The organism is Winogradskya consettensis (assembly GCF_018332715.1).
In the GTDB taxonomy this organism is placed as follows: Bacteria; Actinomycetota; Actinomycetes; order Mycobacteriales; family Micromonosporaceae; genus Actinoplanes; species Actinoplanes consettensis.
Genome location: NZ_BOQP01000064.1, coordinates 1 through 11,932, shown reverse-complemented (window position 1 = coordinate 11,932; position 11,932 = coordinate 1). Strand labels below are relative to the sequence as shown.

Here is an 11,932-nt window from a genome sequence, read left to right as displayed (position 1 = left end):
CCGACCGACCGACCGACCGACGGACCGACCGACCGGGTGGGTGATGGCGCCGGGTTAGCCGGGTGGGGCCTTGGGCCAACCGGGTGGTGAGGGCACCGGGCAGGCAGGGCGAGGCCCTCGACCGGCCGGGTGCGGTTACGGCCCTGGGCTGGCCGGGGTCGGGTATGGACTTGGGCCGGTTGGGCTGGGGTAGCGGTCTCGGGCTGGTCGGGGCGGGTGATGGCCCTAGGCCGGTTGGGCTGAGGTGGCGGTCTCGGGCTGGTCGGGGCGGGTGATGGCCCTAGGCCGGTTGGGCTGAGGTGGCGGTCTCGGGCTGGCCGGGGTGGGTGATGGCCCTGGGCCGGTTGGGCTGAGGTGGCGGTCTCGGGTTGGGCGGAAGAGGTACGGTCGTGTTGAGGTCATGGGCGGGTCGGGCGTGGGCATGCTGCTGGTGTGCGGTTCGGCAGGGCTTGCAGCGAAGCGATCAGTCGTGACCTTGGATCAAGGTGGACTCGGTTTCGCTGCCGGGGTGTGAGCGCGGGCAAGCGCAGGGTGAGGCTGTCGAAAGTGGTGTCTTCGGGCGAGGCTGGATGTTGCGTCCTGTGGCCTTGCGGCGCAATATCGCGCGGTGTTAACTGTCAAATGCACAACATTATTTTTTCGCGCGCAATATATAAAATCTGAGTCATTACGCTGCGTCGCCAAGTGACCACCAGAGCGCATGCGGTGGATCGGGCTCGGCCCGCGCGTTCCCCCTCAGCGGTGACGAGGCGGAACTGCGCCGCGCCAGCCCGCGCCGCGCCAGCCCGCGCCGCGCCAGCCCGCGCCGCGCCAGCCCGCGCCGCGCCAGCCCGCGCAGGGCCGGATCAGCCTGCATGAGGCCGCGCCAGGTCGCACACGACGAGGCCGACCCGTCACGCGCGAGGGGGTGGGTTCAGGCGCCGGTGACGCCGTCGATGCGTTCGCGGAGGAGGTCGGCGTGGCCGTTGTGGCGGGCGTATTCCTCGATCATGTGGAGGTAGACCCAGCGGAGGCTGATGGAGCCTCGGCGTTTGTTGGGGAATTCGTGGTCGAGGGGGAGGTCGGCGACGGTGGCTCGGACGGCGTCCAGCTCTGCCAGGTGGGTGGTGAAGTTGGCTTCGGCGTCGGCGTTTGCTACGTCGTCGAAGTCGCCGTCGGGGTTGGTGTCGTCGCAGTAGATGTCGGGGAGGTCCTGGCCGGCGGCGGCTTGGCGGAACCAGGCTCGTTCCACCTCGGACATGTGGCGGACCAGGCCCAGCAGGGTCAGGTTGGACGGCTCGACGGAGGCGACCTTCAGCTGCGAGGCGGTCAAGCCGGTGCATTTGCTCAGCAGGGTCTGTCTGTGCCAGTCGAGCCAGCCCTCGAGCATGGCGCGTTCGTCGCCGGTGAACGGTTCAGCGACGCGTTCGATTTTTGGTGCTGTCCAGGTTGTCATCGGGCCATTATTTAGAAAGTGGGAGCTCGGCGACGATGAATAAATCGCCGTCCTTGCTCGTGCCCTCCACTTTTACCTCGGCGCGGGGGCCTTCGTGGTGCAGGGTGCTGATGGCGTTGCCGAAGTAGGGGCCTGCGAGGCGGCTCCAGGCGACGGCCGGCCGGCTTACTCCGGCGGAGCGGGCGACGCCGCGCATTGTCTTGGCGGCGGCGCGTGACCAGCTGAAACGCATCAGGGGGCGCATGACGGCGGGGACCTGGTTGTGGATCGGGGAGCAGGTGAGCTGGTGGACCGGGGTGGTGACCGCGGGGCCGAGGTCGGCTGCTGCGACGTAGGAGTGATGGACGTCACCAGAGAGCACGCTGATCGAGGCCGGTGCCGCGTAGGCGCCGCCCGCGCCGACGCGGTGGGTCGGGGCTGACGGGCCGCCCTCGCCGAGGCGGCGGAAGAGCTCGGTGAGGGCGTCGAACGAACGCATGAACGCGGCCCAGTGTTCGAGGTCGAAGGCGCGGCGGATCTTCTCGGCGAGGGCGGCGCGGCGGGGGCCGGCGGAGTCGGCCATGCGTTCGTTCCAGGCTTCGCCGTGGTGGATCGCCGGGGGCATCAGCCAGGGCAGGGAGGAGCCGACCACCAGGTGGTCGTAGTCGCCGTGGGCCTGGTCGACGAACCATTTCCATTCCTCGGCGGGGAGCATCTCGCGGCGGCCGGGGGTGAGGACCCGGTTGCAGCGGTTGTCCAGCATCACCAGGCGGGTGCGGCCCACATCGAGGGCGAAGCTCCACTGGAACGGGACGTCGGTGTTCTCCGCGGACCCGGGGGCGTCGACCGAGATGCCGAAGTCGTGCAGGATCCGGGTGGCGTCGGGCACCGAGGTGATCTGTGCCAGCAGGGGGTCGGTGGCGAGCTGGTCGGGGCTCAGGTTGCCGAGGTGCTGGTAGACCCAGTAGGAGGCCAGGCCGCTGGAGATGCGTTCGGGCCACCACGACTGGGCTGACATGTCGCGGCGCCAGGAGGCCGAGGTGTTCCAGTCGTCGATGATCTCGTGGTCGTCGAAGATCATGACGCTCGGCACGGTGGCGAGCAGCCAGCGGACCTCCGGGTCGCGCCAGGACTCCAGGTAGAGCTTGGTGTACTCGTCGAACGAGACGACCTCGTTCGCCGGCCCGTCGTGCCCGGCCGCCCTGCGACGCTTGAGGAAGCGGCGCACCTTCGCCGAGGTGTTGTCGGCGTAGACCTGATCACCCAGGAGGACCATCAGGTCCGGGCGCAGCTGCGGGTCGTGCGGGTCGGTCATCAATCGCCTTGCGTACGCGTCCAGCGCGTCAGGTGGCAATTTTCGCGAATTGGACTGCGGGGTGGCCTCGCGGCACGAGCCGAAGATGAAGCGGACCGGGTGCTCCTGGTCCGCCGCCGGCCGGGTCACGATCAGGCTCGGCGGGTACGGCGACTCCGGGTCGGGCCAGGCCTGCTTGTCGTCGAGCCACACCCCGTACTCGTTGGCGGCGTCGACGGGCAGCCCTTCGACGACCACGATCGCGTAGTGGTGGCCGTACGCGGAAAAGGTCTTTGCTGAGCCTGAGCCGCCGTCCCGCGCCTCGACCCGGACGGTCGCGGGTTCCGTGGTCTCGACCCAGATGGTCGCTTTGTCGGCCACGACGCGCCGGAGCACCGGGCCGATCAGGAGATAAGCGGTCAACGGATCACCACAGAGAGACGCATGGTTCCATCGTCCCCACCGCCCCGGTATTTCGCCAGGGCGGTTTCCGGCACGGCAGGATCACCCCGCGTGGTGTTGGACACGGCCGGGTGGCCCCGCACAGCCGCAGCGCATCTGTCAGGATTTCGTACATGGAATACGTCGTCGCCTCACTGATCCTGCTGGCGGTGCTGATCGTCGGGGCCGTCGGCCTCGTCGTCCCGCGCCTGCGCCGGCGCGAGCTGCCGCCGTCGGAGCAGACGGGGGCGGGCACGACGACCCTCGAGCGTCCGCCCGTGGTTCCCCCGACCGAGGAGCTCCCGCCGCTGGTCGAGCGGCCGGCCCCGGTGCAGGAGGAGGTCGCGGAGCCGGCGGCCCCCACAATCGAGGCCCCGGAGCCCACGGCCGGCCGCCTGGTCCGGTTGCGGGCCCGGCTGAGCCGTTCGCAGAGCGTCTTCGGGCGCGGCCTGCTCAGCGTGCTCTCCCGCGACCACCTCGACGAGGACGCGTGGGAGGAGATCGAGGACAGCCTGATCTCCGCCGACGTCGGCGTCGAGGCGAGCCAGGTCCTGGTCGAGCGGCTGCGGGAGCGGGTCCGGGTGCTGGGCACCCGCACGGTTGCCGAGGTGCGGGCACAGCTCGCCGAGGAGCTGACCGCCGCCCTCGAGCCGGAGCTGGACCGCAGCCTGAAGACCGCCCCGCACGACGGGCGCCCCGCGGTGGTCCTGGTCGTCGGTGTCAACGGCGCCGGCAAGACCACCACCTGCGGCAAGATCGCCCGGGTGCTGGTGGCCGACGGCCGCACGGTGCTGCTGGGTGCCGCCGACACGTTCCGCGCCGCCGCTGCCGAGCAGCTGGCGACCTGGGGTGAGCGGGTCGGCGCCGAGACCGTGCGCGGCCCCGAGGGCGGAGATCCGGCCAGCGTGGCTTTCGACGCGGTCAAGCGGGGTATCGACGTCGGTGTGGACACGGTTCTGATCGACACCGCCGGCCGCCTGCAGAACAAGATCGGCCTGATGGACGAGCTGGGCAAGGTCAAGCGGGTGGTGGAGAAGCACGGCACGGTCGACGAGACCCTGCTGATCCTCGACGCGACCACCGGGCAGAACGGCCTGGAGCAGGCGCGGGTCTTCACCGAGGCGGTCGAGGTGACCGGTGTGGTGCTCACCAAGCTCGACGGCACGGCCAAGGGCGGCATCGTCATCGCCGTGCAGCGCAAGCTGGGCATCCCGGTAAAGCTGGTCGGGCTGGGCGAGGGCCCGGACGACCTGGCACCGTTCGAGCCGGCGGCCTTCGTCGAGGCCCTGCTTGGCAGCGATGCGTAATCTCAGGAGCAGGACATCGGCGGTAGTGATCACACTCGGGGGAGGTCGTGCGTGACGCAGGAGCCTCTGCGCGAGATTCCTCTGCACGGTGGGAACGTCAGCACGGTCTCGAAACTCGGCGACACGGTTCGCCGTAACGCCGGACCGTGGACCCCCGCTGTGCACTCGCTGCTCAACCATCTGCAGCGGGTCGGGTTCACCGGGTCGCCGCACGCCCTGGGCATGGACGACCGTGGCCGTGAGGTGCTGTCGTACCTCGACGGGGAGTGCGGGGAGTATCCGCTGGCCCCGCACTGGACCACCGAGGAAGCACTGGTCACGGTCGCGACGATGCTGCGCATGTTCCACGACGCGCAGTACGGCTTCCAGCCCCCGCCCAACGCGGTGTGGCGCAGCTTCGGCCCGCCGCCGCCGGACACCGAGGTGATCTGTCACCACGACGCCGCCCCGCACAACGTGGTCTGGCGGCCCGACGGCACTCTTGCGCTGATCGACTTCGATCTGGCCTCGCCGGGTGCGCGCATTTACGACGTGGCTTATGCGGCCTGGACCTGGGTGCCGCTGTTCAGCGACCGGGATTCCTACACGCTCGGCTGGAAGCGCCCCAATCGGCCGCGCCGGCTGCGGCTCTTCGCCGACGCCTACGGCCTTATTCCGCGCGACCGGCACCGTCTGGTCCGCACGATTCGTAAGCGGATCGTGGACCACGTCGAGGGCATTCGGCGGATGGCGGCCGCGGGTGACCCGGCTTTCGTGCGAATCGTGCACAAGGGTCATCTGCGTCGTCCGATGCGCGATCTGCGTCTGCTCGATTACGAACGTCACACCCTCGAGTACGCACTTCGTTAACTGGCCGTCGACCCTTTGGTCTCGCTCGGTCGGTGCTTACTTAGGCGTTTTGTGGCGGTTGGTGGCCATTTTTCCACACGGCTGTGAGAGTTTCTTCACACGTACGAAACAAGCGGTCACGTGTTGGAAATCGCGCGTAGACCCTGCTCGAAACAGCAGGCCGGAAGGCTTCCGCCCTACACCGGCCGACTGGAGCGATGCTGCCCTCTCGGTCGTTTGGGAGGACACTAACCGAGAGGAGGCAGCGTGGAGATCGATACCGGCAATACCGCCTGGTTGCTCCTGTCGTCTGCACTCGTATTGCTCATGACCCCGGGTCTGGCGCTGTTCTACGGTGGCCTCAACCGGTCCAAGGGCACCCTGAACATGATGATGATGAGCTTCTCGTCAATCGGGCTCATCTCCGTGCTCTGGGTGCTGTATGGCTTCACTCTGGCATTCGGTAGCAACGATTCCGAGGGCGTCAACAAGTTCCTCGGCAGCTTCACGCAGTACTGGGGCACCGGCACCAGCTGGATCCCCGAGATGTGGCTCGAGACCGGCATCCCCACATACGTCTTCATGGTCTTCCAGATGATGTTCGCCATCATCACCGTCGCGCTGATCAGCGGTTCCCTCTCGGACCGCTTCAAGTTCGGCGGCTGGGTGCTCTTCGGCTTCGGCTGGTTCACCCTGGTCTACGTCCCCGTCGCCCACTGGGTCTGGGGCGGTGGCTGGATCGGCGCCAACCTCGGCGCGCTCGACTTCGCCGGTGGCACCGCGGTGCACATCAACGCCGGTGCTGCCGCGCTCGGTGTCGCCGTGGTCCTCGGCAAGCGCATCGGCTGGCCGCGGGAGAACATGCGCCCGCACAACGTGCCGTTCGTCGCCCTCGGCGCCGGTCTGCTCTGGTTCGGCTGGTTCGGCTTCAATGCCGGCTCCGAGCTGACCGTCGACGGCGTCACCGCGGTCGCGTTCGTCAACACCCAGGTCGCGACGGCCGCCGCACTGCTCGGCTGGATCATTGTCGAGTGGCTGCGCGACGGTAAGCCGACCCTGGTCGGCGCGTCCTCCGGTGCGATCGCCGGTCTGGTCGCCATCACCCCGGCCTGTGGCTTCATCGCCCCGCTGCCCGCGGCTCTGCTCGGCATCATCGCCGGTGCCGTCTGCGCCCTGGCGGTCGGCCTGAAGTACAAGCTCGGCTATGACGACTCGCTCGACGTGGTCGGCGTGCACTTCGTCGGTGGCTGGATCGGTTCGCTGGCCATCGGCTTCTTCGCCACCACCCAGGTGAACGCCCTCGCCACCCGCGAGAGCCTCTTCTACGGCGGCGGCGTCGACCAGCTCTGGCGCCAGTTCGTCGCCAGCGCCGCGGTCACCGTCTATTCGTTCGCGATCGCCGCGGTTCTCGCGCTCATCCTCAAGGCCGTCAAGCTCGGCCGGGTCAGCGACGAGGCCGAGGTCGAGGGCATCGACATCGCCGACCACGGCGAGACCGCGTACGACTTCACCCCCTCGGGTGGCTCCGGTGGCGGCGGGTTCGCGCTCGCCGGTCTCAAGTCCGGGATCGACGCTGACGGTAAAGCCGACGCGAGCCAAAAGGTCGCCGGTTAAGTTCTCATGGCTGCTCCGATGGAGGGACTTAGCATGAAGCTGGTGACCGCGGTCATCAAGCCGTACCAGCTCGACGCGGTGAAGGAGGCGCTGCACGCACTGGGCGTCGCCGGCCTCACCGTGAGCGAGGTGCAGGGGTACGGACGTCAGAAGGGCCACACCGAGGTGTACCGGGGTGCCGAGTACACGGTGGAGTTCCTGCCGAAGATCAAGGTCGAGGTGCTGACCGACGAGATCGACGTCGAGAAGGTCGTCGACGCCGTGATCACCTCGGCGCGTACGGGCAAGATCGGTGACGGCAAGGTCTGGGTCACCGGCGTGGACGACGTGATCCGGGTACGTACCGGTGAGCGCGGACTCGACGCGCTGTAATAATCAAATATGAGCTACGTGGTCAGTGAGCCGTCAGCAGCACCTCGCGTGCCCAAGGACGGCTCACCGGCCGAGCTCAGACCACACATCGGCGCCGCCGCCCGGTCAGACCGGGCGGCGGCGCTCGATGCGTGGCTGGCGGCGATGTTCCCCAGCCACCTCCCCGGGGTCAGCCTGGTGGCCGTCGGCGGTCTCGGTCGCCGTGACTGCGCGCCCTACAGCGACCTCGACCTCGTCCTGCTGCACAACGGCACCGCCGGGATCGACCGGATCGCCTCCGCACTGTGGTACCCGATCTGGGACGCCCGGCTCGGCCTCGACCACTCCGTGCGTACGCTGCCCGAGGCCCTGTCCGTGGCGGTTGACGACGTGAAAGTCGCGCTCGGCCTGCTCGACGCCCGGCACGTCGCGGGCGACGCGGCCCTCTCCGCCGAACTCATCGCGACCACCGGCGACCAGTGGCGGCGCACCGCGGTGCGGATGCTGCCCCAGCTCCGGGAGATCACCGAGAGCCGCTGGGCCACGCACGGCGAGCTCGCGTTCCTGCTCGAAGGCGATCTCAAGGAAGCCGCCGGCGGGCTGCGCGACCTGACGATCCTGCGCGGCCTCGGCCGGGCCGGGATCGCCGACACCATGCGCCCGGCGGTCCGCGCCGCCAACCTGCGTCTGCTCGACACCCGCGACGCCCTGCACCTCGCCGTCGGCCGCCGCGTCGACCGCCTCGTCGCCCAGGAACGCGGCACCGTCGCCACCCTGCTCGACCTCGACGACGGCGACACCCTGCTGCGCCGCGTCGCCGGAGACGCCCGGACCATCGCCCACGCCCTCGACGACGCGTGGCGCGCCGCCGACCGCCTCCGTAACGGTCGCCGCCGCGGCACCGCCCCCGGCACCCCGAAACGCCGCCCGGTCGCCCGCGACGTCGTCGAACAGGACGGCGAGCTCGTCCTCGCCCGCACGGCGATCGGCCCGCTCCCCGACCCGACCCTCTCCCTGCGGGTCGCCGCGGCCGCCGCGACCGTGCGCCTGCCCATCGCCCGCGCGACCTGCGAATGGCTCGCGGCCTTCTGCCCGCCGCTGCCGACCCCCTGGCCGGACGCCGCTCGCGCCGCCCTGGTCTCGCTGCTCGGCTCCGGTCAGGGCCTGCTCCCCACCTGGGAGACCTGCGACAGGTACGGCCTTATCGACGCCTGGCTCCCCGAGTGGGCCCGGATGCGCAGCCTGCCCCAGCACCACCCCGTACACCGCTTCACCCTCGACCGGCACCTCGTGCAGGCGGCGTACGAGGCAACCGCGTACACCCGTGAGGTCGACCGCCCCGACCTGCTGCTGATCGCGGCCTTCCTGCACGACGTCGGCAAGGGCCTCCCCGGCGACCACAGCACCGTGGGCGCCCCGATCGCGCGCGAGATCGCCACCCGCATCGGCCTCTCACCCACCGACGCGGCCACGATCGACAAGCTCGTCCGGCTCCACCTGCTCCTCCCGGACGTCGCAACCCGCCGCGACCTCAGCGACCCGCTCACCATCTCCACCGTCGCCGAAGCCGTCGGCGACATCACCACCCTCGACCTCCTCCACGCCCTCGCCCGCGCCGACTCCCATGCCACCGGCCCGGCCGCCTGGTCGGACTGGAAGGGCCGCCTGATCGCCGAACTGGTCCACCGCGTCCACACCGCCCTGGACACCGGCGCCCTCCCCGCCGCCCCCGAACCCGACCCGCTGCTGCTGGACGGTGACCTGCCCGCCGTACATCTGGATGGAGACCGGGTCTCGGTCGCCGCAGCCGACCGCCGGGGGTTGCTCGGCTCGGTCGCCGCGGTCCTGGCTCTGCACCGGCTCGACGTGCTCGCGGCCGACGCCTCCACGGTGGACGGGCGGGCGATCGTCGAGTTCCTGACCCAGCCCCGTTACGGCTCCCCGGCCGAACCCGTCGCGCTGACCGCCGACCTGCGCCGCGTGGCGACCGGAGACGTCTCGGTCACCCAGCGCCTGCGGGCCCGAGCCGGCAACACCCGCGAAGGCGCGGCACCGCGCGTCGTCTGGCTCCGCTCGGTCGCCACCGACGCAGTGGTCCTCGAGCTCCGCGCGCCCGACTCGTCCGGCCTGCTGTACCGAGTCTCGGCCGCCCTTGACGAGGCCGGCGCCGAGGTCCGCGCCGCCCGCATCTCCACCCTCGGCGGCGACGTCGTCGACGCGTTCTACCTCGTCGGAGCCTGGGCCGACGAAGCCGACCGCGACCGGGTCGAAGCCCTGGTGCTCGCAGCCGTCTGAGCCACACGTCGTAGTGGTTCGGCCAGTAGTGTGCCTGCGTGGTCGAACTGGATGCCTTCAGTATTGCTCGCGCGGGGTATGACGGGGCTGCTTCCCTGTACGCGGAGATGTTCCGCGAATCGATTCGTGACAGCCCACTGGACCGGGCGATCCTGGGGGCGTTCGCCGAGTTCGTGGGGGCCGGCCGCGTGGCAGACCTGGGATGCGGGCCAGGGCACATCACGGCGTATCTGAACGGGCTCGGGGTCAGAGCATTCGGGGTCGACGCTTCGCCCGCGATGATCGCGCTGGCTCGGGCGGCCTATCCGGGCCTGCGGTTCGAGGTGGGGTCGATGGCCGCGCCGGATATCGAGGACGGCGTGCTGAGCGGCGTACTTTCACGGTGGTCGATCATTCACACGCCGCCACCGGACGTTTCCGCGATATTGCGGGAGTTCCACCGGGTTCTGGCGCCCGGTGGTCACCTGCTGATCTGCTTCTCGGCAGCCGATGACGCGTCTCACCCGACACAGATCTACGACCACGCGGTCGCGCCGGCTTATCGCTGGTGGCCTGATCAGCTGGCCGCGCTGCTGCACGGGTGTGGGCTGGCCGAGGTGGCCCGGATGGTCAGTGAGCCCGAGCCCACGGACAAGAGGCAGTTCAAGGGCATCCAGCTGCTCGCCCGTAAAGGCTGACCGGTCACCGCGACTTCGCCTAATGTCAGAGGGCATGACGCGTGTGGCAATCGTCGGGGCGGGACCCACCGGGCTGTTCACCGCGACCGTGCTCGCCCGGCGCGGTCACCGGGTCACCCTTGTGGACCGTGACCCCGGGCCGGCGGCGGACGGCAGTTGGGCGCGTCGTGGCGTCATGCAGTTCCATCATCCGCACGGGATCCGTCAGCCGATCGTGGACGTGCTCGGCACCGACCTGCCCGACGTCGGCGCCGCGCTGGTCGCCGCCGGGGCGGAGCCGATCCTGGTGAAGGGACATCCGGCCGGTCTCAGGTCGCGGCGGATCACGTTCGAGCGGGTCCTGCGGGCGGCCGCGGTCACCGAGCCCGGTGTCACGGTGGTGACCGGGCACGCCGACGAGGTGCTCAGCGACCGGGGCAGGGCTGCCGGGGTGCGGATCGACGGCGCGGTCCTCGAGGCCGACCTGGTGATCAACGCTTCCGGGCGGTCCGGGCGGCTCGCCGAGGGGCTGCGGGCGCCGGAGACGAGCGGCGACTGCGGGGTCTCGTACGTCTCCCGGCAGTACCAGCTCCTGCCCGGCGCGCAGCCGGGCCCGTCGAGCTCGCCGGTCGGCCTGATCAGCCGGTTCGCGGGTTATCTCGGTGTGGTCTTCGTGCAGGACGCCGCCACGGTGTCGGTGTCGCTCACCCGCCGCGACACCGACGAGGAGCTGGCGGACTGGCGCTTCCCCGAGGTGTACGAAGCCGTGGTCCGGGTCGTGCCCGGGCTCGCCGAGTGGACCGATCCCGCGCGCAGCCGGCCGATCACCCGGGTCCTGCCCGGCGTGCACCTGCGCAACACCTACCGCGGGCAGCTGGACGAGCGGGGCCGCGTCGCGCTACCCGGCCTGATCCACCTCGGCGACGTCGTGTGCACCACCAACCCGACGGCGGGCCGGGGCATCGCCACCTCACTGAGCCAGGCCCAGAGCCTGACAGGACTCCTCGCCGAGCACCCCAGCGACGTACTGGCGGCAACCCTGGCGTTCGACGACTACTGCACCACCTCGATCAAGCCCTGGTTCGACGACCACCAGACCTCAGACCCCGCCGCCGTACGCCTGCTGGCCGGCGAAAAGATCGACCTGACCCGCCCCCTGACCTCGGTACACATCACCGCAGCAGCCGACGCGAACCCACAACTCGCCCCCATCGTCGCCCCGTACCTGGGAATGAACGCACTCCCCTCCTCCCTCGCAGCAGCCGAACCCGCAGCCCGCCAGGTCTACGCAACCGGCTGGCACCCGGCCCCCCTCCCCGGCCCCACCCGCGAAGACCTGATCACCCTGATCCACCAAACAAAACCCACCCCCACCCCCGCCTGACCCCCCCGACCGCCCTGTCTGTCAGATAGGCGAAAACGGGGAGTTGGTCTCAGATGATGTGGCGGCAGCTAACGTTGGCGAGTCGCTGTCCGCGGGCCCCCCACGCCGTCGTCGCGCTGTTGGAAACAGTTCACACCCGAAGCTGTTTCCCCAACCGCACCCGGCGAGGTACGCCGCGAAACCACCCACCACCCCTGGCCTGCTGGCGAGTCACTGTCAGCAGTGCCAAAGCGCGGCAGCCAGCCCACCCGCGAGAGGTGGGCGCCGAGACCGGCCACGCACCCAGCGGCGACCGACCACCGACTACCGGCACCATCTCGCACGCAAGGGTGAGGGCCGGGATGGCCA

General features: G+C 70.0%; 9 protein-coding genes. 7 read left to right on the top strand and 2 right to left on the bottom strand.

Going from position 1 to position 11,932, the window contains the following annotated elements; all coding sequences use genetic code 11:
* Positions 1-913 precede the first annotated feature (913 nt).
* Both Aco04nite_RS45490 and Aco04nite_RS45485 read right to left on the bottom strand, forming a co-directional pair.
* Positions 914-1,435 carry a DinB family protein gene (locus Aco04nite_RS45490; RefSeq protein WP_213003409.1) on the bottom strand — a complete coding sequence of 174 codons (522 nt, stop codon included), beginning with the start codon at positions 1,433-1,435 and terminating at the stop codon, positions 914-916.
* Between the two features lie 7 nt (positions 1,436-1,442).
* Complete coding sequence (locus Aco04nite_RS45485; RefSeq protein WP_213003408.1) at positions 1,443-3,131, bottom strand: alkaline phosphatase D family protein; 1,689 nt, start codon at positions 3,129-3,131, stop codon at positions 1,443-1,445.
* Positions 3,132-3,283: 152 nt separating this feature from the next.
* On the opposite strand from Aco04nite_RS45485, the gene ftsY reads away from it, so the two are divergent.
* The 7 genes from ftsY (at position 3,284) to Aco04nite_RS45450 (ending at position 11,584) form a co-directional block, all read left to right on the top strand.
* Positions 3,284-4,456, top strand: coding sequence for a signal recognition particle-docking protein FtsY (ftsY, locus tag Aco04nite_RS45480; RefSeq protein WP_213003407.1), 1,173 nt, complete (start codon positions 3,284-3,286; stop codon positions 4,454-4,456).
* Positions 4,457-4,507: 51 nt separating this feature from the next.
* Positions 4,508-5,305 carry a phosphotransferase gene (locus Aco04nite_RS45475; protein ID WP_203838586.1) on the top strand — a complete coding sequence of 266 codons (798 nt, stop codon included), beginning with the start codon at positions 4,508-4,510 and terminating at the stop codon, positions 5,303-5,305.
* 246 nt (positions 5,306-5,551) lie between these two features.
* The gene (locus Aco04nite_RS45470) at positions 5,552-6,898 is read left to right on the top strand and encodes an ammonium transporter (protein ID WP_280519495.1); all 1,347 of its coding nucleotides are present in this window, start codon (positions 5,552-5,554) and stop codon (positions 6,896-6,898) included.
* Positions 6,899-6,931: 33 nt separating this feature from the next.
* A complete protein-coding gene (locus tag Aco04nite_RS45465; protein WP_203838587.1) occupies positions 6,932-7,270 on the top strand; it encodes a P-II family nitrogen regulator in 339 nt (112 codons plus the stop codon).
* 9 nt (positions 7,271-7,279) lie between these two features.
* Positions 7,280-9,544 (top strand): [protein-PII] uridylyltransferase, encoded by a 2,265-nt coding sequence (locus Aco04nite_RS45460; RefSeq protein WP_213003406.1) that lies wholly within the window; start codon positions 7,280-7,282, stop codon positions 9,542-9,544.
* A 38-nt stretch (positions 9,545-9,582) separates the two neighbouring features.
* Positions 9,583-10,221, top strand: a complete 639-nt coding sequence (locus Aco04nite_RS45455; RefSeq protein ID WP_213003405.1) for a class I SAM-dependent methyltransferase — start codon at positions 9,583-9,585, stop codon at positions 10,219-10,221.
* 34 nt (positions 10,222-10,255) lie between these two features.
* The gene (locus tag Aco04nite_RS45450; protein ID WP_213003404.1) at positions 10,256-11,584 is read left to right on the top strand and encodes an FAD-dependent oxidoreductase; all 1,329 of its coding nucleotides are present in this window, start codon (positions 10,256-10,258) and stop codon (positions 11,582-11,584) included.
* Positions 11,585-11,932: the final 348 nt, after the last annotated feature.

Bases quoted from the DNA above. Each gene is read 5' to 3' on its own strand.
- Aco04nite_RS45490 (WP_213003409.1), bottom strand. From the start codon at position 1,435: ATGACAACCTGGACAGCACCAAAAATCGAACGCGTCGCTGAACCGTTC.
- ftsY (WP_213003407.1), top strand. From the start codon at position 3,284: ATGGAATACGTCGTCGCCTCACTGATCCTGCTGGCGGTGCTGATCGTC.
- Aco04nite_RS45465 (WP_203838587.1), top strand. From the start codon at position 6,932: ATGAAGCTGGTGACCGCGGTCATCAAGCCGTACCAGCTCGACGCGGTG.
- Aco04nite_RS45460 (WP_213003406.1), top strand. From the start codon at position 7,280: ATGAGCTACGTGGTCAGTGAGCCGTCAGCAGCACCTCGCGTGCCCAAG.
- Aco04nite_RS45450 (WP_213003404.1), top strand. From the start codon at position 10,256: ATGACGCGTGTGGCAATCGTCGGGGCGGGACCCACCGGGCTGTTCACC.